Annotated in this window: 21 protein-coding genes; 15 read left to right on the forward strand and 6 right to left on the reverse strand. The window is 68.0% G+C overall.

The features are described from left to right. Nucleotides 1–140 precede the first annotated feature (140 nt). From BM109_RS19345 to BM109_RS19385, 9 genes are read left to right on the forward strand one after another with little or no spacing between them, the layout of a single operon-like run. Nucleotides 141–1,397: an ABC transporter substrate-binding protein gene (locus tag BM109_RS19345; protein WP_057590043.1), complete on the forward strand. Its 1,257-nt coding sequence runs from the start codon at nucleotides 141–143 to the stop codon at nucleotides 1,395–1,397. Between the two features lie 22 nt (nucleotides 1,398–1,419). Continuing rightward, nucleotides 1,420–2,370, forward strand: a complete 951-nt coding sequence (locus BM109_RS19350) for a carbohydrate ABC transporter permease (protein ID WP_093345691.1) — start codon at nucleotides 1,420–1,422, stop codon at nucleotides 2,368–2,370. Beyond that, a complete protein-coding gene (locus BM109_RS19355) occupies nucleotides 2,370–3,200 on the forward strand; it encodes a carbohydrate ABC transporter permease (RefSeq protein ID WP_256222662.1) in 831 nt (276 codons plus the stop codon). Before BM109_RS19350 ends, BM109_RS19355 begins: the two co-directional genes overlap by 1 nt. A 29-nt stretch (nucleotides 3,201–3,229) precedes the next feature. Beyond that, the gene (locus BM109_RS19360; protein WP_093345694.1) at nucleotides 3,230–4,411 is read left to right on the forward strand and encodes an ABC transporter ATP-binding protein; all 1,182 of its coding nucleotides are present in this window, start codon (nucleotides 3,230–3,232) and stop codon (nucleotides 4,409–4,411) included. A gap of 32 nt (nucleotides 4,412–4,443) precedes the next feature. Then, complete coding sequence (locus tag BM109_RS19365) at nucleotides 4,444–5,649, forward strand: CaiB/BaiF CoA transferase family protein (RefSeq protein WP_093345697.1); 1,206 nt, start codon at nucleotides 4,444–4,446, stop codon at nucleotides 5,647–5,649. After that, nucleotides 5,646–6,788: an extracellular solute-binding protein gene (locus tag BM109_RS19370; protein WP_093345700.1), complete on the forward strand. Its 1,143-nt coding sequence runs from the start codon at nucleotides 5,646–5,648 to the stop codon at nucleotides 6,786–6,788. The genes BM109_RS19365 and BM109_RS19370 overlap by 4 nt, the downstream gene beginning before the upstream one ends. Before the next feature lie 32 nt (nucleotides 6,789–6,820). Beyond that, complete coding sequence (locus tag BM109_RS19375; protein ID WP_093345702.1) at nucleotides 6,821–7,588, forward strand: enoyl-CoA hydratase/isomerase family protein; 768 nt, start codon at nucleotides 6,821–6,823, stop codon at nucleotides 7,586–7,588. A gap of 1 nt (nucleotide 7,589) precedes the next feature. After that, a complete protein-coding gene (locus BM109_RS19380) occupies nucleotides 7,590–8,777 on the forward strand; it encodes a fumarylacetoacetate hydrolase family protein (RefSeq protein WP_093345705.1) in 1,188 nt (395 codons plus the stop codon). Between the two features lie 46 nt (nucleotides 8,778–8,823). After that, nucleotides 8,824–9,870, forward strand: coding sequence for a LacI family DNA-binding transcriptional regulator (locus BM109_RS19385; protein WP_093345707.1), 1,047 nt, complete (start codon nucleotides 8,824–8,826; stop codon nucleotides 9,868–9,870). A 97-nt stretch (nucleotides 9,871–9,967) separates the two neighbouring features. Here BM109_RS19385 and BM109_RS19390 read toward each other — a convergent pair whose 3' ends face one another. From BM109_RS19390 to ehuA, 6 genes are all read right to left on the reverse strand, one after another. Further along, nucleotides 9,968–14,458 (reverse strand): hypothetical protein, encoded by a 4,491-nt coding sequence (locus BM109_RS19390; RefSeq protein ID WP_371268824.1) that lies wholly within the window; start codon nucleotides 14,456–14,458, stop codon nucleotides 9,968–9,970. A gap of 452 nt (nucleotides 14,459–14,910) precedes the next feature. Then, entirely contained in the window at nucleotides 14,911–15,885 is a 975-nt protein-coding gene (locus BM109_RS40775; protein ID WP_143129201.1) for a DUF6282 family protein, read from the reverse strand. A gap of 13 nt (nucleotides 15,886–15,898) precedes the next feature. Beyond that, entirely contained in the window at nucleotides 15,899–16,567 is a 669-nt protein-coding gene (ehuD, locus tag BM109_RS19400; protein WP_256222664.1) for an ectoine/hydroxyectoine ABC transporter permease subunit EhuD, read from the reverse strand. Beyond that, nucleotides 16,564–17,229: an ectoine/hydroxyectoine ABC transporter permease subunit EhuC gene (gene ehuC / locus BM109_RS19405; protein ID WP_093345715.1), complete on the reverse strand. Its 666-nt coding sequence runs from the start codon at nucleotides 17,227–17,229 to the stop codon at nucleotides 16,564–16,566. Before ehuC ends, ehuD begins: the two co-directional genes overlap by 4 nt. Nucleotides 17,230–17,241: 12 nt before the next feature. Then, a complete protein-coding gene (gene ehuB / locus BM109_RS19410) occupies nucleotides 17,242–18,069 on the reverse strand; it encodes an ectoine/hydroxyectoine ABC transporter substrate-binding protein EhuB (protein WP_177239391.1) in 828 nt (275 codons plus the stop codon). A 19-nt stretch (nucleotides 18,070–18,088) separates the two neighbouring features. After that, nucleotides 18,089–18,910, reverse strand: coding sequence for an ectoine/hydroxyectoine ABC transporter ATP-binding protein EhuA (ehuA, locus tag BM109_RS19415; RefSeq protein ID WP_093345720.1), 822 nt, complete (start codon nucleotides 18,908–18,910; stop codon nucleotides 18,089–18,091). A gap of 17 nt (nucleotides 18,911–18,927) precedes the next feature. On the opposite strand from ehuA, the gene BM109_RS40780 reads away from it, so the two are divergent. The 6 genes from BM109_RS40780 to BM109_RS19440 all read left to right on the forward strand — a co-directional run bounded on the left by BM109_RS40780 (nucleotide 18,928) and on the right by BM109_RS19440 (nucleotide 23,398). Next, nucleotides 18,928–19,116: a hypothetical protein gene (locus tag BM109_RS40780; protein ID WP_143129202.1), complete on the forward strand. Its 189-nt coding sequence runs from the start codon at nucleotides 18,928–18,930 to the stop codon at nucleotides 19,114–19,116. A gap of 31 nt (nucleotides 19,117–19,147) precedes the next feature. Beyond that, nucleotides 19,148–20,032, forward strand: coding sequence for a LysR family transcriptional regulator (locus tag BM109_RS19420; protein WP_093345722.1), 885 nt, complete (start codon nucleotides 19,148–19,150; stop codon nucleotides 20,030–20,032). Nucleotides 20,033–20,193: 161 nt separating this feature from the next. Then, complete coding sequence (locus BM109_RS19425; RefSeq protein ID WP_093345725.1) at nucleotides 20,194–21,045, forward strand: transporter substrate-binding domain-containing protein; 852 nt, start codon at nucleotides 20,194–20,196, stop codon at nucleotides 21,043–21,045. 12 nt (nucleotides 21,046–21,057) lie between these two features. Next, the gene (locus tag BM109_RS19430) at nucleotides 21,058–21,738 is read left to right on the forward strand and encodes an amino acid ABC transporter permease (RefSeq protein ID WP_093345727.1); all 681 of its coding nucleotides are present in this window, start codon (nucleotides 21,058–21,060) and stop codon (nucleotides 21,736–21,738) included. Then, complete coding sequence (locus BM109_RS19435; protein WP_093345730.1) at nucleotides 21,728–22,390, forward strand: amino acid ABC transporter permease; 663 nt, start codon at nucleotides 21,728–21,730, stop codon at nucleotides 22,388–22,390. Before BM109_RS19430 ends, BM109_RS19435 begins: the two co-directional genes overlap by 11 nt. 48 nt (nucleotides 22,391–22,438) lie before the next feature. Then, nucleotides 22,439–23,398, forward strand: coding sequence for an agmatinase (locus BM109_RS19440; protein ID WP_093345733.1), 960 nt, complete (start codon nucleotides 22,439–22,441; stop codon nucleotides 23,396–23,398). Nucleotides 23,399–23,428 lie beyond the last annotated feature (30 nt).

Below are 23,428 nucleotides of genomic sequence, written 5' to 3' on the forward strand. Positions count from 1 at the left end.
AGCCATGGGCTGCAACGCTAAAGTCGTACTTGTTAGCGCTAACAGTTAGCGCTAATAATCTCGCCAACAACAGCGCGACGGCTTCGGCCGGACGCCTCGAATCCCACGGCAGGGCCTGCCGTCATCGGAGACAGACACACATGAAGCAACGCCTTTTCACCGGCCGCCGCGCGGCCCTCGCCGCGATCGCCATCGTTCCGGCCCTGCAGCTGCTCGCCGCGGGCAGCGCCCAGGCGCAGGCCGCCGGCAAGCAGGTCGTGACCTTCGCCGCATCGAGCTTCGCCGAGCCCGGCCGCGGCGAGAAGATGCGCGCCTGGATCGGCAAGTTCAACCAGAGCCAGGACAAGGTCGAGATCCAGCCGGTCACGATCCCGTTCTCGTCGTTTGCGAGCACCGTCTTCACGCAGATGGGCGGCAATGCCGGCCCCGACCTCGTGCGCTTCGACCTGCCCGAGTTCTATGCCGCGGTCGATGCCAAGCGCCTCGTGCCCATCGACGACGTGATCGCCGACGGCGCCTTCCCGCTCACCGGCCCCGACAAGTACATGAAGATCGGCGGCAAGCGCTACGGCGTGGTGTTCGAGGTCAGCAACTACGCGATGGTCTACAACAAGGCGCTGCTCAAGGGCACGCCGCCTTCGAACTTCGACGAGTTCCTGGCCGCCGCCAAGGCCGCGACCGCCGCCGGCAACTACGGCTACGCCTACCGCGCCACCATGGCCGAGCGCGGCGGCTTCTGGTATGACCTGTGCAACTACGTCTACGGTTTCGGCGGCCGCTGGTCCGACGAGCAGGGCAACCCGACCATCAACAGCGCCAAGGTGATCGAGGGCGTGGCGGCCTACAAGAAGGTCTACGACGCCGGCGCGATCCCCAAGGGCGCCGATGCCGCCACCTACCGGCGCATGTTCGCCGAGGGCAAGATCGCGATGCAGGTCGACAACGGCGGCGTGGCCGCCAACCTCGCGACCCAGGCCAAGGGCTTCGAGTTCGGTGCCGCGCCTTCGCCGTTCCCCACCAAGGCGCAGGGCATGATCCTGGCGCCGATCAGCATCAATGCCAACAGCAAGAACAAGGCCGCCGCCGGTGCCTTCCTGCAATGGATGCTGACGCCCGAGGCGCAGCGCGAGCTGCAGCTGATCCACGGCGCCTCGAGCGTCGCGATCGCCGTGCCGCGCTCGGCCGAGGAGGTCGCCAAGTGGCCCTGGATCTCGGTCTATGACCAGCAGACCGCCAACAGCGTGCCCGCGCTGCCGCAGGGCCTCGAGGTCAAGGCGCCCGAGATTCAGCAGATCGTGATCGAGCAGGTCATCAAGGTGCTGCAGGGTGGCGTCGATCCCGCCAAGGCGATGAACGACGCGCAGCAGACCGTGCTGAGCCGCGTGCTCAAGCGCTGAACCCGCGCCACATCCCGTGACGATGAACGCCACGCTGTCCTCCGCCGCCGCGGTGGCCCGCCGCGAGGGTGCGCGCCGCCGCGCGCGCCTCGACGGCCACCCGCTCGCGCCCTATGCGCTGGTGCTGCCGGCCACGCTCTACCTGCTCGTGTTCCAGGGCTATCCGCTGTTGCGCGAACTGGTGCTGAGCTTCACCTCGACCTCGCTGCTCGCGGCTTCGCAGGGCGAATGGGTTGGCCTGCAGAACTACGCCGACCTCTGGAACGATCCCGACTTCCACCGCGTGATCTTCACCACGCTGCTCTACACCGTGGCCTGCGTGGCCTCGGCGATCGGGCTGGGCCTGGCCTCGGCGCTGCTGCTCGACGCGCCGTTCCGCGGCCGCGGCATCGCGCGCGCCGCCGTCACCATCCCGTGGGCCGCGCCGCCGGTCGCGGTGGCGCTGATCTTCATCTGGATCTACAACGCCCAGTACGGCGTGTTCGGCCACACGCTGCGCTTCTTCGGCATCGCCGCGGGCAGCGAGAACTGGCTCGACAGCATGCAGCACGCCATGCCCGCGGTGCTGATCACCACCATCTGGCAGATCTTCCCGTTCGCCTCGGTGGTGCTGCTGGCTGCGTTGCAGGGCGTGCCTTCCGAGTTGCGCGAGGCGGCCGTGATGGACGGCGCCGACCGGCTCAGCGTGTTCAAGGCCGTGGTGTGGCCCACCATCCGGCCCTCGGTCGCACTGCTGGCGCTGTTCTCCACCATCTGGTCGCTGCGCCGCTTCGACCTGATCTGGCTGCTCACGCAGGGCGGGCCGGTGGGGGCCACCAACACGCTGGTGATCGACCTCTACCGGCGCGCCTTCGTCAACCACCACCTGGGCCAGGCCGCGGCCGTCGGCATGGTGGGCGTGGCGATCGCGCTGGCGGTGACGCTGGTGTACTTCCGTTACACCGCGCGCGCCGAACGCGAGGGAGAGCGCTGATGCACGCCGCCATGAGCCGACAGGCGCTGCGCATGCTCGCGGTGCTGGTGCTGCTGGGCGCCGCGGCCTTCCCCATCTACTGGATGCTGGTGACCTCGCTCACGCCGACCGAGGCGCTGTTCGCCGACCGGCCGCAACTGCTGCCGTCGCTGGGGCAACTGCCGGTGTATGCGAGCGTGTTCGCCATCAAGCCGGTGGCGAGTTGGCTCTTCAACAGCGCCTGCGTCGCGATCGGCACCACGGTGCTGAGCATCGCGCTGGCGGTGTTCCCGGCCTATGCGCTGTCGCGCTTCCGCTTCGGCGGCAAGGGCGCGATCGGCTTCGGGCTGTTCGCCACCCAGATGCTGCCCGAGGCGATGCTGGTGGTGCCGCTGTACGCGATCTTCGCGCAGATGCAGCTGCTCAACACCCTGAGCGGCCTGATCCTCGCGAACACCGCCTTCACCGTGCCGGTGATCACCTGGATCCTCAAGGGCGCCATCGACGGCGTGCCGATCGAGGTCGAGGAGGCCGCGCGCGTCGACGGCTGCTCGCGCATCGGCATCGTGCTGGGCGTGGTGGTGCCGCTGATCGCGCCCACGCTGGCCGCGGCCGCGGTGATCTCCTTCTTCCATGGCTGGAACGAGTACGTGTTCGCGCAGACGCTGATCACCGAGGAGCGTCTCCACACGGCCTCCGTCGGCCTGGCTGGCTTCATCGGCGAGCTCAGCACGCCGCTCGATGCCGTGATGGCGGTGGGCGTGATGTACACGCTGCCGGCCGTCATCTTCTATCTGATCGTGCAGCGCCACGTCGTCTCCGGCATGACGGCCGGCAGCGTCAAGGGCTGACCCCGAACCATCGAACCGAACACACAGCCATGGCTTCCATCAAGCTCCAGGACATCACCAAGAACTTCGCCGACAAGCATGTCGTCAAGGGCGTGTCGATCGACGTGCCCGACGGCGAATTCCTCGTGCTGCTCGGCCCCTCCGGTTGCGGCAAGTCGACCCTGCTGCGCATGCTCGCCGGGCTCGAGAGCATCAGCGGCGGCGAGATCCACATCAACGAGCGCCGCGTCGACGAACTGCCGCCGACCGAACGCGACATCGCCTTCGTGTTCCAGTCCTATGCGCTCTATCCGCACATGACGGTGCGGCGCAACATCGCGTTTCCGCTGATCATGCGGCAGCACCGCTGGTGGTTCCACATTCCGCTGCTCGGCGGCATGGCCAAGCGGCGCATCGAGCGCTCGCCGGCCGTCTCGCAGCTGGTGGAGCGCACCGCGCGCACGCTGGCGCTGACCGACTGGCTCGACAAGTACCCGCGCACGCTCTCGGGTGGCCAGCGCCAGCGCGTGGCGCTCGGCCGCGCGATGGTGCGCGAGCCGCAGGTGTTCCTGATGGACGAGCCGCTGTCGAACCTCGACGCCAAGCTGCGCACCACCATGCGCGCCGAGATCTCGAAGCTGCATCAGCGCGTGGGCGGCACCTTCGTCTACGTCACGCACGACCAGGTCGAGGCGATGACCATGGGCACGCGCATCGCGCTGCTCAAGGACGGCGTGGTGCAGCAGTTCGGCAGCCCGCGCGAGATCTACGAGGCGCCCGCCAACCTCTACGTGGCGCGCTTCATCGGCACGCCGCCGATGAACCTGCTGCAGGCCACGGTGAACGCCGACGGCAGCGCGCTCGCGCTCGGCGGCGAGGCCTCGATGCCGCTGCCCGCGCACCTGCGCGGCCTGGCCGCGCCCGGCGCCGCCGTGGTGCTCGGCCTGCGGCCAAATGCGCTGACGGTGGCGCGCGGCGGCCAGGGCCTGGCCGGGCGCATCGCGCTGGTCGAGCATGTCGGCGCCGAGTCGCTGGTGGCGGTCGCGCTCACCGACGCCCGCACGCTGCACGACGAGGAAGGCGCCGCGAGCGCCGACCTGATGGTCACGGTGCCGGGCTACACCGACCTCGCGAACGGCGACCCGGTCGCGGTCGGCTTCGATGCCGCGCAGGCCGTGCTGTTCGACGCCGCCACGGGCCGCAACCTCGCCGCCGCGCCGCGCGCGCACTGAATTCCTCCCACCCCTCATCGCCAACACACTCCATGAACAAATCCTCCGCCATCCTCGAAGGCTTCCGCGTCCTCGACTGCTCCATCGCCATGGCCGGCCCCTTCGCGGCCCAGCGCCTGGGCGACCTGGGCGCCGACGTCATCAAGGTCGAGCCGGTCGCCGGCGAATGGCAGCGCCACGTCTCGGCCGGCGGCGCGCGCGGCAACCGCATCAACGTCTCCTTCCTCTCGCTCAACCGCAACAAGCGCAGCCTCGCGGTCGACCTCAAGAGCGACGAGGGCCGCGACGCGCTCTACGAGCTGGTGCGCGGCTCCGACGTGTTCCTGCAGAACTACCGTCCCGGCGTGGCCGAGCGCCTGGGCGTGGACTACGCCACGCTGTCGAAGATCAACCCGCGGCTGGTCTACGTCTCGATGTCGGGCTACGGCGAGGACGGCCCCTACAAGCTCTGGCCCGGGCAGGACCTGCTGCTGCAGGCGATGAGCGGCGCCATGCTCTCCACCGGCCGCGCCGGCGAGCCGCCGTCGCCCGCGGGCCAGTACCTGGTCGACGCCATCACGGCCTCGACCGCCTTCGAGGCCGTGATCGCCGCGCTGCTGCACCGCGAGCGCAGCGGCGAGGGCCAGCTGGTGCAGGTCAACATGCTCGATGCCATCGTCGCGCTGCAGATGCAGGAGCTGTCGGTGTTCAGCGTGGCCGGCAAGCCGCAGGAGCGCACGGCCGAGCCCCATGCCCACGTCTACATCCGCGCGCCCTACGGCGTGTTCGCCACGCAGGACGGCTTCCTCGCGCTGGCCTTCCCGAAGATGGCGGCGCTCGCGCAGGCCATCGGCGCGCCGGTGCTGGCCGACTTCGACGACGAGCGCGACACCTTCGCGCGGCGCGACGAGATCTTCTCGATCACGCGCGAGAAGCTGCGCCACCGCAGCACCGCCGAGTGGCTCGCGGTGTTCCGCGCGGCCGACATCTGGGCCGGCCCGGTGTACGGCTATGCCGACGTCATGAACGATCCGCAGATCGTCCACAACGGCACCTTCGTCGAGTACGAGCATCCGACCGAAGGCAAGGTGAAGACGCCGGGCTTCCCGATCAAGTTCACGCGCACGCCCTCGAGCGTGCGCCGCGGCGCGCCGCTGGCGGGCCAGCACACGCGCGAGATCCTCGGCGAGCTGGGCTGGAGCACCGAGCGCATCGACGGCCTGCTCGCGGCCAAGGTGATCGGGGAAGAGACGCTGTGAGCGGCGCGCCGATCCAGGGCCTGACCTGGAACCATCCGCGCGGCTACGTCGCGCTCGAGCGCGCGGCCGAACGCGCGCGCGCCGAGGGCCTCGACCTGCGCTGGGAACGCCAGCCGCTCGAGGGCTTCGAGTCGCATCCGATCGAGGACCTGGCCGAGCGCTACGACCTGATCGTGCTCGACCATCCGCACATCGGCGACGCGGTGGCCGGCGACTGCCTGCAGCCGCTCGAATCGCTGTTCGCCGCCGACGATCTCGCGCGCTGGCGCGCGCAGAGCATCGGCCGCTCGTTCGACAGCTACCGCTATGCCGGCGTGCACTGGGCGCTGCCGCTCGATGCCGCCACGCAGGTGGCGGTGGCGCGCACCGATCGACTCGAGGGCGCGCTGCCGCGCAGCTGGACCGAGGTGCTCGCGCTGGCCGCGCGCCAGCCGGTGTGCCTGTCGCTGGCCGGCCCGCATGCCGCGCTCTCGCTGTTCAGCATGGCGGCCGCGCATGGCGACGCGCCCACGGGCAGCGAGCCCGGCCGCCTGTTCACGGGGCAGGGCGCCACCACGGCCTGGGAGCTGCTGTCGGAACTGCATGCGCTGGCCTTTCGCGGCTGGGCCGGGCTCAATCCGATCGGCATCCTCGATGCGATGTCGCGCGATGCGCAGGCCGTGTACTGCCCGCTGGTCTACGGCTACGTCAACTACGCGGTGGCCGGCGCCGGCGCGCAGCCGCTGCACTTCGCCGACGTGCCCGCGGGTTCGCACGGCCTCGGCTCGACGCTCGGCGGCACCGGCCTCGCGGTGAGCCGGCGCGCGACGGTCGGCGATGCGCTGCGCGCCCACCTCGTCGCGCTGATGAGTCCGGCGATGCAGGAAGACTTCATTCCCTTCGCCGACGGCCAGCCGAGCGCGCGCAGCGCCTGGAGCAACGAGCGCGTCAACGGTGCCTGGAACGGCTTCTTCGCGCAGACCCAGGCCACGCTCGAGGCCGCGATCGTGCGGCCGCGCCACCCGGGCTACATCCCGTTCCAGACCGCGGCCTCGGCGCTGGTGCGCGAGATGCTCGCCGACCGGCTCGCGGCCAGGGCCGCGCTCGAGCGGCTGCAGTCCCTCTACCAGGCCCACCGACCCGCGGACAGCGAAGTCTGAGCCCGTCTTCCCTTCTTCAGTCCACCTCCGCCATGAACCACATCCTCTTCGAGGTCCGCGACCAGGTCGCGACCCTGATCCTCAACCGCCCCGAGAAGCTCAACGCCGTCACGCCCGAGATGGCCGATGCGCTGGTCGCGCACGTGAAGGACTGCAACGCGCGCGCCGACGTGCGCGCCGTCGTCATCACGGGCGCCGGCGAGAAGGCCTTCTGCGCCGGCAGCGACATCGCCGAGCTCGACGGCTACGACACGCCCTGGACCTTCCGCAACCGGCCCGACTACTGCGACGCGATCCGCGCGCTGCGCAAGCCCGTGGTCTGCGCCATCAACGGCTATGCGCTCGGCGGCGGCCTCGAGACCGCCATGTCCTGCGACATCCGCATCGCGGCCGAGCACGCGCGCTTCGGCGCGCCCGAGGTCAAGCTCGGCTGGATCGGCGGCGGCGGCATGTCGTACATGCTCGCGCACAGCATCGGCGCCTCGAACACCGCGCTGATGCTGATGGGCGGCGATCCCGTCAGCGCGCAGCAGGCGCTGCAGTGGGGCCTGGTGAGCGAGCTGGTGCCGGCCACCGAGCTGCTGGCGCGCGCGCAGGCCATTGCCGCCACCATCGCGAGCCGCCCGCCGATCGCGGTCGAGACCGCCAAGGCCAACCTGCGCGCCGCCTATGCGATGCCGCTGGAGACCGCGATCCAGTACGAACGCGACCTGCAGACCGTGTGCTTCGCGACCGAGGACGCGAAGGAAGGCCGCGCGGCCTTCAAGGCGCGCCGTCCGGCCGTGTTCGAGGGGCGCTGAGATGCAGGCGATTCCCGACATGGTCGATGCCGCGGCCACGCTTCCCATCGATGCGGAGAAAGCGCTGCTCGTGGGCCGCGCCTGGTTGCCGGGCGAGCAGGGCGGCCCGACGCTGGTGACGGTGCGCGAAGGCCAGCTGGTCGACATCGGCGCGCTCGCGCCCACGGTCTCGGCGCTGCTCGAGCGCGAGGACGCGGCCGCCGCGGTGCGCGATGCCGAGGGCGTGCCGCTCGGCACGCTGGCCGACTGGCTCGCGAGCACCGCCGCGCACGGTCCCGATCCCGCGCGGCGCCATCTGCTCGCGCCCAACGACCTGCAGGTGGTGAAGGCGGCCGGCGTGACCTTCGCGGCCAGCATGGTCGAGCGCGTGATCGAGGAGCAGGCGCGCGGCGACGCGAGCCGCGCCGAGGCCGTGCGCCGCCAGGTGGTGGCCGTGGTCGGCGACGACCTCTCGGGCATCGTGCCGGGCTCGCCCGAGGCGATGCAGCTCAAGCAGGTGCTGCTCGCGCAGGGCCTGTGGTCGCAGTACCTCGAGGTCGGCATCGGACCCGACGCCGAGGTCTTCACCAAGGCCGCGCCGCTGGCCTCGGTGGGCACCGGCGTGCAGGTGGGCCTGCATCCGGGCTCGACCTGGAACAACCCCGAGCCCGAGGTCGTGCTGGCCGTCGACAGCCGCGGCCGGACCGTCGGTGCCGCGCTCGGCAACGACGTCAACCTGCGCGACTTCGAAGGCCGCAGCGCGCTGCTGCTGGGCAAGGCCAAGGACAACAACGCCTCGTGCGCCATCGGCCCGTTCATCCGCCTGTTCGACGCCCACTACGGCATCGACGACCTGCGCGCCACCGTGGTCGAGTTGCGCGTGGAAGGCGAGGACGGCTTCGTGCTCGAGGGCTCGAGCTCGATGGCGCGGATCAGCCGCGATCCGCTCGAGCTGGTGCGCCACGCCATGGGCGCGCACCACCAGTACCCCGACGGCATCCTGCTGTTCTGCGGCACCATGTTCGCGCCGATCCAGGACCGCGACGCGCCCGGCGCCGGCTTCACCCACCACGAGGGCGACCGCGTCGCCATCCGCGCCGAGCGGCTGGGCACGCTGTTCAACCGTGTCGGGCGCAGCGACCGCATTCCGCCGTGGACCTTCGGCATCGGCGCGCTGATGCGCAACCTCGCCGCGCGCGGGCGGCTTTGAGCGCGGCGGTGGCCGGGCGCGCTTGGCGGCAGAATCCGGGCCACCCATGACAGAACCCGAAAAAAGACAGGGCCGCCGCCGCTTCGGCACCAACTCCGTCACCATGGCCGACGTGGCCCAGGTGGCGGGCGTGTCGGCACAGACCGTGTCGCGCGTGCTGCGCGACCCCGAGGGCTGCACGCCGCAGACGCGCGAGCGCGTGGAGGCGGCGATCCGCAGCACCCGCTACGTGCAGAACCTCGCGGCCAGCCACCTGGCCTCGAACCGCAGCATGACGGTGGCCGCCGTGATCCCGCAGATCGCGGCCTCGGTCTTCGCCGAGACGCTGCAGGGCCTGTCGAACGTGCTGCTGCAGGCCGGCTACCAGGTGATCATCGGCCACACCGACTACAGCCACGAGCGCGAGGAGGCCGTGGTGCGCAGCCTGCTGGGCCGCCGTCCCGACGCCTTCTTCCTCGTCGGCACGCGCCACACCGACGCGGTGCGCGAGATGCTCGCGCGCGCCGCCATTCCCGTGGTCGAGAGCTGGGCCTGGACGCGCAAGCCCATCGACCAGCTCGTGGGCTTCTCGAACCAAGAGGCGCTGGCTGCGGCCGTGGCCTATGCGCAGCGCCGCGGCTACCGCCATCCCACCTTCGTGGGCGCCGCACGCCCCGGCGACGACCGCGCGCGCGAGCGCCTGGACGGCTACACCACCGGCATGGCGCGTCACTACCCGGGTCAGGCGCCGCGCAGCCTGGTGGTGGAGAACCTGCCCTACACCATGGGCAGCGGCAGCACCCTGCTCGAGGCCGCGCGCGCGCGTTTCCCCGACAGCGACCTGCTGCTGTTCTCGAGCGACCTGCTGGCCTCGGGCGCGCTGCTGGCCTGCCAGCGGCTGGGCATCGCGGTGCCGAAGCAGCTCGCGATCATGGGCTTCGGCGACTACGAGATCGCGCGCGAGCTCAACCCCGGCCTCACGACCATCGCGGTGCCGACCGTGCGCATGGGCGAGGAGGCCGCGCGCATGCTGGTGCAGCGGCTGCGCAGCGAGACGCCGGCGGCGCGCAAGCGCGACCTGGGTTTCGAGCTGATCGAGCGCGGGAGCGCCTGACGGGACCGCGCCCCGTGGGGGGCCATGAGAAAAGGGGCCGACCGTCGCCGGTCCGCCCCTTCTCGTCGTGCGCCGCGGCGCGAGCCGCGGTGCGCGATCAGCCCAGCAGGCCGTGCAGGATGTTGGCGACCGGGGTCACCACGTTGCCCACCGTGTGCTCGACCTGGCTGGTGATCGGGGTCACCACGTCGGCGACCACCGAGCCCACCGCGTGATCGACGTTCTCGACCACATTGGACACGGTCGCGACCACCGGGGCCGCCGCCGCGGTCGCGCCGGCCAGGATGTCGGTCACCGGGGCCAGGGCACCGGAGCCGGCGCTGGTCAGCGTATCGACCACCGGAGCGAGGGTGTCGCTCAGGCCGCTGGCGATCTCGGTCACCGGCTGCAGGATGTTGGCCACCGGACCGTCGCCGCCCAGCGCGCCGAGCAGGCTGCCGACGAGGCCGTCGTTGCCGAGCAGGCCACCCACCAGGCCACCGACCAGACCGTCGCTGCCCAGCAGGTTGCCCACCAGGCCGTCGTTGCCGAGCAGACCGCCGACCAGGCCGTCGTCGCCGAGGACGCCACCAAGCAGGCCGCCTTCGCCACCGCCGAGCACGCCACCCAGCAGGCCGCCGTCGCCCAGCACACCACCGAGCAGGCCGCCGTCACCGCCGAGCACGCCGCCCAGAAGGCCGTCGTCACCCAGGATGCCGCCGAGCAGACCGCCGTCGCCACCGAGCACGCCGCCCAGGAGGCCGTCGTCACCCAGGATGCCGCCGAGCAGGCCGCCGTCACCGCCGAGGACACCGCCCAGGAGGCCATCGTCACCCAGGATGCCGCCGAGCAGGCCGCCGTCACCGCCGAGCACGCCGCCCAGCAGGCCATCGTCACCCAGGATGCCGCCGAGCAGGCCACCTTCGCCACCGAGCACGCCGCCCAGAAGGCCACCGTCGCCCAGGACGCCACCGAGCAGGCCGCCGTCGCCACCGAGCACGCCGCCCAGCAGGCCGTCGTCGCCGAGGATGCTGCCGAGCAGGCCACCGTCACCGCCGAGCAGACCGCCCAGCAGGCCATCGTCACCGAGGATGCCGCCGAGCAGGCCGCCTTCGCCACCCAGCAGACCGCCGAGCAGGCCACCGTCGGCCGGCGCATCGGCCGCGACCATCAGGCTGGCCGAGGCGCTGGCATCGGCACCACCGCCGAGCAGGCCGCCCAGCAGACCGCCGAGAAGGCCGTCATCGCCGAGGATGCCGCCGAGCAGGCCACCGTCGCCACCGAGCACGCCGCCGAGCAGACCATCGTCACCCAGGATGCCACCGAGCAGGCCATCGTCACCCAGGATGCCACCGAGCAGGCCATCGTCGCCGAGGACGCCACCCAGGAGGCCGCCGTCACCGCCGAGCAGACCGCCCAGCAGACCGTCGTCGCCCAGGACACCACCCAGGAGGCCACCGTCACCACCGAGCAGGCCGCCCAGCAGGCCGTCATCACCCAGGACGCCACCCAGGAGACCACCGTCGCCGCCGAGCAGACCGCCCAGCAGGCCGTCATCGCCTAGCACGCCACCCAGCAGGCCACCGTCGCCGCCGAGCAAACCGCCCAGCAAGCCGTCGTCACCCAGGACGCCACCCAGCAGGCCACCGTCACCGCCGAGCAGACCGCCCAGCAGACCGTCATCGCCGAGGACGCCACCCAGCAGGCCGCCGCCACCGCCGAGCAGGCCGCCCAGCAGACCGTCGTCGCCCAGGATGCCACCCAGCAGACCACCGTCGCCACCGAGCAGGCCGCCCAGCAGACCGTCGTCGCCCAGGACGCCACCCAGCAGACCGCCGTCACCACCGAGCAAGCCGCCCAGCAGGCCGTCGTCGCCCAGCACGCCACCCAGCAGACCACCGTCGCCGCCGAGCAAACCGCCCAGCAGACCGTCGTCACCCAGCACGCCACCCAGCAGGCCGCCGTCGCCGCCGAGCAAGTCACCCAGCAGGCCGTCGTCGCCCAGCACGCCACCCAGCAGACCACCGTCGCCGCCGAGCAGACCGCCCAGCAGGCCGTCGTCACCCAGCACGCCACCCAGCAGCCCATCGCCGCCGATCAGATTCGCCACGCCATCGGTCAGGAAGTCGACCTGCGTGCCCACCGCGCCCAGCAGTGCGTCGGTGGTACCGGCGCCCAGCAGCTGGTCGGTCAGCGGGCTCAGCAGGCCGCCCAGGCCGTCGGTGACCTGGCCCACGAGGTCGTCCACCGGATCCAGCACGTTCGGGTCGTTCGGCGTGAAGGTGTCGCCGAGCAGCGGGCCCAGCAGGCCGCTCACCGTATCGGTCAGGCTGTCGGTCAGGCCGACCACCGGGGCGAGCACGTCGCCCAGGCCGAGCTCGCCGAGCAGGCCGTCGTTGAGGCCGTCGACCAGGCCACCGACGATGCTGTCGGTCGGGTCGAGCAGTTGGGCACCGGTGCCGCCGCCGCCACCGCCGATGCCGCCGAGCACGCCGCCCAGCAAGCCACCGAGCAGACCGTCTTCACCGAGCAGGCCGCCCACGAGGCCGTCGCTGCCCAGCAGGCCGCCGACCAGGCCGTCGTCGCCGAGCAGGCTCGGCACCAGGCCGTCTTCACCCAGCACGCCGCCGAGGATGCCGCCTTCGCCGAGCAGGCCACCCAGCAGGCCGTCGTCGCCCAGCAGGCCACCGACCAGGCCTTCGTCGCCGAGCAGACCGCCCAGCAGGCCATCGCCGCCGATCAGGCCACCGAGCAGGCCGTCGTCGGCCAGCACGCCGCCGAGCAGGCCGTCGTCACCGAGCAGGCCACCGAGCAAGCCGTCATCGGCCAGCAGACCGCCGAGCAGGCCGTCGTCGCCCAGCAGGCCGCCGAGCGGGCCACCGGCGCCGAGGATGCCGTCTTCGCCGAGCACGCCACCGAGCAGGCCGTCGTCGCCGAGCAGACCACCCAGCAGGCCGTCGTCACCCAGCAGGCCGCCGAGCAATCCGTCTTCACCGCCGAGCAGGCCACCGAGCGGGCCGTCGGCCAGCAGGCTGCCGACCACGCCATCCGGTCCCAGCAGGCTGCCGACCAGACCGTCGGGTCCGAGCAGGCCGCCGCTCAGGCCATCGCTGCCGAGCAGGTTGCCCAGCAGGCCGTCGTCGCCGAGCAGGCTGCCCACGATGCCGTCTTCGCCGAGCAGGCCGCCGAGGGCACCGTCGTCGCCCAGCAGGCCACCGAGCAGGCCGCCTTCGCCGAGTGCCGGGCCCAGCAGGCCGCCGAGCAATCCGTCTTCGCCGCCCAGGCCGCCGAGCAGGCCGCCGTCACCCAGCAGGGTGTCGAGCAGGCTGCCGACCGCGGTGCCTTCGCCGATCAGGCCACCGACCAGACCGTCGTCGCCGAGCAGGCCGCCCACGAGGCCGTCTTCGCCCAGCAGGCCACCGAGCAGGCTGTGCTCGCCGAGCAGGCCGTCGAGCACCTGGCCGACCACGCCGTCGTCGCCCAGCAGGCCGTCGACGAGGCCGTCGATGCCCAGGCCGGTGGTCACGCCGCCCAGCAGGCCGTCGCTGCCCAGCACGTTCTCGAGGATGTTGTTCAGCGCATCGGTCAGGTAGTCGACCTGGCCATTGAGCGTGTCGATGATCGCGCCGGTGGTGCCGCCGCCCAGCAGGCCGTCGACCACGGGGGACAGCACGCCGCCGAGGTTGGTGGTGACATGGTCGACCACGTTGTCCACGGGATCGAACTCGTTGGGGTCGTTGGGCGTGAAGTCGCTGCCGGCGATCGGCGCGAGCACGTCGTCGATCACGTCGGTGACGCTGTCGACGATGGGCTTCACGGTCTGGAGCGCGCCGCCCAGGCCCAGGGTGTTGTCCACGGCATCGATCACGTGGCCGACGGTGCCGTCGCCCGGATCCAGCAGGTGGTCGGCATCCGCGTCGGCGTCGGCGTCCGCATCGGCGTCAGCGTCGGCATCCGCGTCAGCGTCCGCATCCGCATCGGCGTCTGCATCCGCATCGGCATCGGCGTCCGCATCGGCATCGGCATCCGCGTCTGCGTCGGCATCGCCGTCCGCATCGGCGTCGGCATCCGCGTCCGCATCGGCATCCGCATCGGAATCGCCGACACCGGGAATGAAGAAGGGAACGCTCGAATCGCTGCCGCCGCCGCCCAGGGCCGCGGCCAGTGCGATGCCGCCCAGCGCGCCGAGCGCGAACTCGCCGACGCCGAGGCCGCCGCCGGTGGCGAGCTTCTTGGTAACGGCCAGCGCCGCCGCATCGGCGTCGGCATCGGGCGGGGTGACGGCGAGGTCGCCCGAGGCCACGTCGACATTCACCTGCTCGAGGCCGCCCGGCAGCTTGGTCGACGTGACGGTGGCATCGGTGCCGCCCGCGAAGACGCCGGCCAGCGGCGCCTTGTTGGTGGCCGAGCCGGGGAACAGCACATTGGCCTGGCCGCCATCGGGAACGATCACGCGGTCGCCGGCGATCAGCGACTGGTTGCCGTCCACCGGGATGCTCACGCCGTCGCGCACGATGGTCGTGCCGGGCGTCGCATTCGATAGCGATCCGATGCTGGCGGGTGCGGCGGCCGCGGGTGCCGAGGAGGGTACTGCCGCGGTCGCGCCCATCGGGGCGATCGGCGAGGCGGTGGCTTGAGCGAGGACCACGGGCGCCCCACCGTTTACGGTGGTGCCAGGGGTCGTCGGAGTCGATGATTCTGTTGTAGTCATGGCGGCCTCTGTGACAAAGATATGGCCTACAGGGGCAACATGCGTGCCGCCTTCGCGCTGCCGCCATGGCAGGCCTTTGTTACGGCACCGTGATCGACTTATCTCGTTGATTCAAAAGACTTTTCGCAATTGGGGTAACACGCGGCGGGAACATGCGTAACACCGCTTTTCGCCGCGCGTTACGTAACGCGGGGCGCTTTTTTTCCGGAACGCCAAGCGGGTTCCGGGGACATGCAACGGCGCAGGCGCACGCCCCGAAAAGCCGTCGGACGGCGTCCGCGCGTGAACGTCTGGACATCTGGCATCCACCTGATGACGGCCGGAGAGCTCGGTCCGGGGCTCTTCGATCGTCAACGGGCGAAAGGGGAAATGCCCAATGCAGCGTGGCCGTTGGAGGAGAACATCGACATGAAATCCGAAAGGCTCATGGAATCGCGCAAGAGCTTTCCAAGCTCCAAGGCGTAGATCACGGTTCCGGCCGGAAATGCGTCGCTGTTGACCTGTCCGAAATCCGTGGAAAGCAGCACCCTGCCTGGACCGGTGGCCCGGATTGAATCGGCAAACCTGTTCAGGTCAACCCCGTCCTGTGTGTGGATGGCAAAACAATGCTCCACGTAGACCCCGTCGTACTGAACGAGCGAGCAGAGTTGCTCGTCGGTCAGACCGACGGCCGGATAGTGCGGGTGCGTGACGATGATCTTTCCGACACCCAATGAAATTGCCAGCGGCACCAGCTCCATGATCTCCGCCGCGCAAAGATGACCCGTCGCCAGCACGCAGCCGTGCCGGGCAATGGTGCCCAGCACCTCCAGGAGCCCGGGCGTGGGACGCAGGTCTTCGGTGAACGCAACGACGAGTTCACGCCCGCCAAGATCATCCGCCGAGAGCGCGGAGGGCTGTGACCCGCAGCAGCCCGACCAATTCGGATCGAATCCGAAACCATGGGTCTTGACGTGGGAGACGGAGTCCACGGTCGGCATCCACACGACGATCGGTGCGTTGTCCGGCTGCGCGTTCTGGACCTCCGCCTTGTTGCCTGAAACCGCCCCTGATATGGCTGCCGGGTTGAGCCCTCCAACGTAGCTGTTGAGAACAACGCCACCGTAGAACCTCACTCCATGGCGAGCACGTGCGAGTGACGCCAGTGGCGTGGTGGAGAAGGTGTGGTTCTTCAGTACCAGTACGGCTGCGAACGGGCGAGCAGCCTCCGCAAGCGATTGGACGTCGTAACGACGAGCAACAAGCTCGGGGCCGACATGGTAGTGAGTCTCGACGACGCCCGCGTGCGCCAGGAGTTCATGGGCGTGGCTGTAGGAATCAAACATGAGTCGCTCCTTGTCAGGAGAGTTTTCTTGACCGGGATATCCTGTACTCGAGGTACCGAATCGCAATCGCGCTCGAGATGCTGATCGCGAGATAGAAGACGCCGACCAATGTCATCGGTTCGACGTAGCGATAACTCTCGTTCGAGAAGACACGTGCCTCCCCCATCAGATCGAGCACAGCGATTGCCGAGAGCAAGGCGCTTTCCTTGAACATCAGGATCAGATAATTTCCCAAGGCGGGAATCATCGGCGGTATGGCTTGCGGCAAGACCACTTCCGTCCACTGCCGGTACATCGAGTAGTTGAGAGCCCTGGCCGCCTCCCATTGCCCACGGCTCACCCCGTCGATTCCAGCCCGGTAGACCTCTGCCATGTAGCAGCCGACGTGCAGGCCGAGAACGAGCACGCCGCAAACGACTGCATCGAGGCGGAGTCCGACTTCAGGCAGTACATAGAACGCAAAGAAGAGTTGGATCAACAGGGGCGTACGTCGCGCGGCTTCCATGAATCCATGAGCGAGTTTGCGCACGAGAAAAGAAGGCATGCGCGAGGCAACCGCCAAGGCAAGGCCTACGCACAGCGCCAGGATCGTGGCCAGCAAGGTCACCTGTCCCGTCACGGCAAGACCCCGCAGAAGCCTCGGCACCACCTCGGCGGCGGTTTGTGGATCCCAGAGCATCATCCGCGCGTCCCTTCGAAGCCCTTGCTGGCCCAGATCTCGGCGCGCCTGAAGCCGTGGATGATCAAGGACGACAGCAAGAAGTAGATGACCAGGAGAATGCCGAAGGCCTGGAGCGGGCTTCCGGCTTCCTGCCGGTAGATCTGTCCCAGGAAGGTGAGGTCGGCGATGGTCACAAGCGAAACCAGCGGCGTGATCTTCAAGAGATCGACCATGAGGTTGCACATGGGAGGAAGCATTCGCGGAAACGCATCGGGCAGAACGACGTTCACCATCGTCTGCGTGTGGCTCATGTTCAGCGCCCGCGCCGCCTCCCGCAGCCCGCGGGGCACGGCCAGGATGGAACTCCTCACCACCTCGGAACCGTAGCAGCCGACGTTCAAGCCGATGGCCAGTATGGCGACGGTCATCGCGCTGATCTCGACTCCCATGAAGGGCAAGACGAAATACAGCCAGAACAGTTGCACATAGCACGAGGTGCCACGAACCGCTTCCACGATAGCCGTGACCGGCCAATTGACGAGGCGAGATTCCGAGAGCTTGCACAACCCTGCGGCGAACGCCACCAGCCATGCAACAAGGCCGGCGCCCAAGGTGATCTGGACAGTCACGAAGGTCGCTTGCGCGAACTTCCCAACGATATCGATAGCGCTTTGTGGCTCCATGCCGCCAGCTCCCTAGTTGGCCCCGCCGCACAGGTCCGCGCGCTTGGCCGTCCTGGCCAGCTTCGAATCGAACCCGTACTTCGAAACGATCTTGTCGTACTCGCCAGACTGCTTGAGCGCCTCCAGCTTCCTATCCACCAGATCACGCAGTTCCCGCTGATCATTCCTGAACGCAATGCCCGAGCACTTGGCCGGTTCGCCTGCAACGGGGCGGACCTCGAATCGGTCTGTCACGCCCATGGCTTCGGCAGCGGAACGCAGTGCCAGATCGGGCGCGGCGTAGACATCGATCCGACCGTCCAGGAGCATCTTGATTCCGCTTTGATGATCGGGCGCAATCGTGATCCGGTTTCTAGCAACGCCGAGTTCGGTGGCGCGCTTCTCGGCGGAGCAGCCTCCGCAGACTCCATAGCGAATGTTGTCGTTGACCGCCACATCCGAAAACGAGTTGAGAGACTTCGGATTTCCCTTCGGCACGATGAATCCCTCGGCCGTGCAAAGATCAGGCTCGGAGAACAACACCGCCTTGCATCGCATTGGATTGATGTACAAGCCAGTGGAGATGACGTCCACGCGGCCGGCCTGCAGACTCGGAATCATCGCGCCGAATTCCAGGACCTTTGGGTCGAGCTCCTTCACGCCGAAATCTTTCATGATCCGAAAGAGGAGATCAGGTGCTGCGCCACTGAGTGCTCCGCCGGCTTGAAAGTTGGTGTATGGCGGCTCGTGGGCAAGGCCCACGACGATCTTTTCCTTCACCTTGGGCTGTGCCTGTGCCGTCACCCACGACGGCGAGAAAGAGACGAGCGCCGTGAGCGCGAGAGCAATGAACTTCAGCATTTGAGCAACTCCATGAAAATTAGTCGACACGCTGTCCGGCGGCTGCGATCTTCTTGAGAAAGGACTTGGTACGGGGTTCGCGAGGCGCGTGGAAAAGTTGGTCCGGAGGACCCTGCTCGACGATCCTTCCGCCATCGAGAAAGAGGACGCGGTCCGAGAACTCCCGCGCGAAGTTCATTTCATGGGTCACCATGAGCATCGTCATGCGGCTTTCCAATGAAATGTTCCGGAGCACCTGCAGGACTTCGTCCACCACCTCCGGGTCGAGTGCCGACGTCACCTCGTCGAACAGCATGATTCGCGGCTCCATGGCGAGTGCGCGCGCGATCGCGACCCGCTGCTTCTGACCGCCCGAGAGCATGGACGGATAGCTGTCGGCCTTGGCTGCGAGGCCCACCCGATCGAGAAGCTCCCGAGCCACTCGATCCGCGGTCGTCTTGTCCAGGCCTTTCACAATCTGTTGAGGCCGGGAGACGTTCTGTCCCGCGGTCATGTGCGGAAACAGGTTGAAGTGCTGAAAGACCATCCCGATCGAAGCGCGCATGCGCCCGAGGTGCCGCTCATCGGCAGGGACGAGCTGGCCGTTCCTCGGCATGTGCCACAGCGGCGCGCCGTCGATCCAGACATGGCCGCCTTCGATCTTCTCCAGCGTCATCAAGATGCGCAGGATCGTCGTCTTGCCCGAACCGCTGGGGCCGATCAGCGACAGCTTCTCGCCCTCGTGAACGTCCAGATTCAGGTCGTCCAACACCACCGACGTCCCGTATCGCTTCTCCACGCCTTCGAAGCGAATGAGCGGCTTGGCGGTCGAATCGATCCGCGGCGAGGAATCAGCGGCCATGATCGAAGTCGTTCCCGATGCTCGATGCCGGCCGACGCATCACGCGGGCCCGTGCAAGGCTCGGCAAGCAAGCGGCAATGGATGCCGCGAACGAGGTTTCCCTCTCGGTGCGTCTACAGGTGTTCATCATGGTTTTTGCCTCAGGCGAGGTGGGAATGGGCGGGACTCTAGTCATCGGCCTGTCGTTAGAAAAACGATTCTTTTGACGTGATGGTTCCAGAAAGTGATACTTTCTGAATGCCCCACCTTGACTTCAATGAACGAGATCTGCGCTCGCTGCGCATCTTTTGCGCCGTGGCGGAGGCAGGCGGCTTTGCTGCCGCCGAACACCGGCTGAATCTGTCGAAGGCCTCGATCAGTCGTCACGTTCGCGAGGTCGAGGAGCGCTTGGGCGTGCGGCTTTGCGAGCGCGGGCCAGGCGGCTTCAAACTCAGCGCAGCCGGGATCGTGGCGGTGGATCTCGCCTCCAATGCGCTCAAGTCGCTGGAGCGCATCCGCCCCGAGATCGACGCGGTGAGGGGCGTGCTGTCAGGTACTTTGTCGATCGGAATGACCGAGCACGTCATCACTCACGATCACTGCCGCATCCCCGAAGCACTGGCCACGCTGCGACGACGCGCGTCGGGCGTCCAGCCGGAGCTGACGGTGATGAACTTCGCCCAGTTGAACGATGCCTTGCGAGAGCGGCGGGTCGAAGTGGCGATCCGGGGCATGTACAAGAAGGACCGGGTGTTCGACTACCAGAAGCTTTTTGTCGAAGTGCACCGCGTCTACGTCAGCAAGGAAGGCGCACGGGGACGCAGGCGCCTGCTCCCGCTCGTGTACCGCCCTCATCCCTTCGTGGAGCAGGCCATCGCGGAGCATGGCTTCGAGCGCGGGCCCGACGTCGGTGGACTGGAGGCTATCGGCGTGTTGGTGGCAACGGGCAACTATGCCGGGTTGCTTCCCGAACACTACGCGAAGCTGGTAGCGAAGCGACATTCGCTCGTCGCATTGACGTCGGGGCCCGTCTTCGAGAACACGATCTGCGCGATCACCGAAGCCTCTCGTCCACTCACACAACGCGCGAAGCTTTTTCTCGAGGTGTTGAGGGGACTCCATGCCGGAGCCACGGACGCCTGAACCGGCCATCGAAGGTCCGATTCGATCCAGCGGATCGAGCCCGTTCACCAACTGAAGGTATCGATTCTCGAAACCTTGATATCAAAAGAATCATTTTTCATCGCACTGAACGATCGATAGATTCCGCTCCAGACCCAATCACCCCACCTGGAGCTGGCACCATGATCGATTCGATTCGAAGAAATTCTTTGAAGACCCTGGCTGTGGCCACGGTGCTGGCCTGCATGTCCACAGCCGCGCTGGCCGAAGGCGGAAGCCTCGCCGAAATCAAGGCACGCGGCCAACTGACGGTCGGAACGGAAGCGGCGTACGAACCGTATGAATTCGTCGAGAACGGCGTCGTGGTGGGCTATGGCCGCGATGTGCTGGACTACATGGCGGCCAAGTTGGGCGTCAAGCTGGTTCAGCTCAATCTGCCGTTTCAGGGACTGCTGCCGGGCTTGATGTCGCGCCGCTTCGACTTCGTCGCGACGAGCGTAGGCATCACGGAAGAGCGGGCGAAGCGCTTCGCCTTCAGCCGTCCGATCGGCATCGTCCGTTCGATGCTTGTGGTGAGCAACACCAGCAAGGGCGTGAATCAACCGGAAGACCTGGCGGGAAAGATCGTTGGCACGCAGATGGGATCGCAGGCACAACCGGTGGCCCAAGAATTCGATCGACAGCTCAAGGAGAAGCATGGCAAGGGCTATGCCGAGTTGAAGCTGCTCCAGGCGTATCCCGACGTCAGCGTCGCGCTCAGCAACGGCACGCTCGACGTAGGCGTTTTGCCCTCGAACGTCCTCGGCGTGCAGATGCGCCGCCAGCCGAACGCCTTCAAGTCGGTCGGTGAAATCGGCTCGCCCCGGTTGCTGGCCTGGGTCGCCAACCCCAAGGACGAGGAGATCCGCAGCTTCATCAACACCACGCTGGAAGAGATGCGCGCGAACGGAAAGCTCGGCGAACTGCAGAAGAAGTGGTTCGGAGAAACCTTGACGCTGCCGACGTCCGACTACCTGCCCAAGGGCGCGCTGTAAGCGAGCCGCTCGATGATCGACTGGCTGACCGCGGGCGGGGCGCTGCGCCCGCTCTATGACGGCGTGCTCCAGGGCGCGGGCGTCACGCTTTTCTGCAGCACCCTCGCTTTTGCCGCAGGCGTTGCCATCGGCCTTGCGCTGCTCGTGCTCCGTGTCGGGGGAGGCGCCGTCGCCCGATGGGCGGTGGCAACCTACGTGAGCGCCATACGCGGCACGCCTCTGCTGATTCAGTTGCTCATCGCCTACTACGTCATTCCGGGCGTGCTCGACGTGACCATCTCGCCGATCGCGGCCGGCATCCTGGCCTTGGCGTTGAACACGGCCGCGTATGGCAGCGAGATCATGCGGGCCGCCCTGTCGACCATTCCGCGCGGCCAGACCGCCGCGGCCAAGGCCCTGGGCATGCAGCCCTGGCATGTCTGGGTGCAGGTCTTGCTGCCGCAGATGCTGCATCGCTCGATCCCGCCACTGACGAACGAGTTCACGGTGCTGCTCAAGGCGTCCTCGTTGCTTTCGATCATCGCGGTCAACGACCTGGCGACCGTCGCGCGCAACGCCACCTTGCAGAGCGACCTGCCGCTACAGGTGTTCGCCGCGACCGCGGTGGTCTATTTCCTCATGCTGCTGTGTGCCTCATCGTTGTCTCGCGGCATCGAGCGGCGCTTCGCCAGGATGCTTCCCAATGTCCATTGACTTCGGCATCGTTCGAGAATCGGCTCCCGCTCTTTGGCAGGGCTTGAAGGTGACGGCCCAGGTCAGCGGCGCCGGCATCCCGCTGGGCATCGCACTGGGTGTCGTTGCCGCCTACATGGCGGATTCGAGCCACCGAGCCCTGCGCGCCGTGGCACTCGGCTACGTCGAGCTGGTGCGCAACATCCCGTTTCTGATCCTGGTGTACCTGTCGTTCTTCGGACTTCCGAAGCTCGGCCTACTGGCCTCCGCCTTCTACATCGCGATCGGCACGACGGCCTTCTACACCGGCGGCTATTTCTGCGAAATCCTTCGGGCCGCTTTGCGCAGTGTTCCGGCGGGGCAGCTTCGAGCGGCGAAAGCGCTGGGCATGAGCACCTGGCATGTACAGCGGCTCATCGTGGTGCCGCAGATCTTCGGCTTCCTGCTTCCGCCGACGGTGAGCCTCACGATCATGATGTTCAAGGACTCCGCCGTCTTCTCGGTGATGAGCCTTCCGGAGCTGACTTACCAAAGCAACCTGAAGACCGCCGACACCTTCGCGTACCTGGAAGTGCTCGGTACCACGGCGCTGATCTATTGGGGCTGCAGCGTCCTCATGGAAACGCTCGGCCATGCGATGGAAACGCGAGTGCGCCGCTGGAGCCATCGCTGACACGCGTCCCGAACTGCAACAACACACCGACTCACCCTGGAGATACTGATGGAAAAACTGACCGTTCCCCCGCGCACCGGACATGCGACCCTGCTCTATTCCGAGCTGGTGACGGACCTGGACAACCTGAAGGCCGACATCGCCGTGATCGGCATGCCCTTCGGCTCGGCCTATGGCGCGCGGTCCTTCACCAACGACCAGACGAATGCACCTCAGGCCATTCGCGACGTCACCGACCGCATCGTTCGCGCGCCTGGCCACTTCGACTTCGACATCGACGGGCCCCTGCTGCAAGGACGCTCCGACATCCGCTTCGTGGACTGCGGCGACGTGATCCCCGACCTCGGCAAGCCCGGTGACCACTATCGGCGCGTGGAACTGGCGGTGCGCCAGATCCTCAAGGGCGGAGGCCTTCCGATCGTGCTCGGCGGCGACCACGGCATCACCACGCCGGTGCTTCGCGCCTACAGCGAGAGCGGGCCGATCACGCTGGTGCACGTGGATGCGCACCTGGACTGGCGCGACGACGTCAACGGTGTCAAGGACGGGTTGTCCAGCCCCATCCGCCGGGCATCGGAAATGAAGCATGTGGTGCGCATCGTGCAGATCGGATTGCGCGCGCAAGGCAGCGGTCGCCCCGAGGACTACGAGACCGCGCGCCGCTACGGGGCCGAGCTCATCAGCGCCTACGAATTGCACGACATCGGCATCGACGCCGTGCTGGCGCGGATTCCCGATGGCGGCAACTACTACCTGTCGATCGACGCCGACGGCATGGACCCGACGATCATGCCCGCCGTCGACGGACCGGCACCTGGGGGCATGGACTTCCTGCAGGTGCGAAAGCTGATACATGGCCTGGTTAGGAAGGGTCGCGTCGTGGGCATGGACATCGTGGAGATCCAGCCCTCGAAGGACAACGCAAGCAAGCTGACCCTGGTGACGGCCGGTCGTCTCATCGTGAACCTCATCGGCTCGACCATCAAGGCCGGCTATTTCGACAAGTGACCCGGGGCACGACGATCGCGTCGCACGCGA

The organism is Variovorax sp. PDC80, assembly GCF_900115375.1.
Lineage (GTDB): Bacteria > Pseudomonadota > Gammaproteobacteria > Burkholderiales > Burkholderiaceae_C > Variovorax.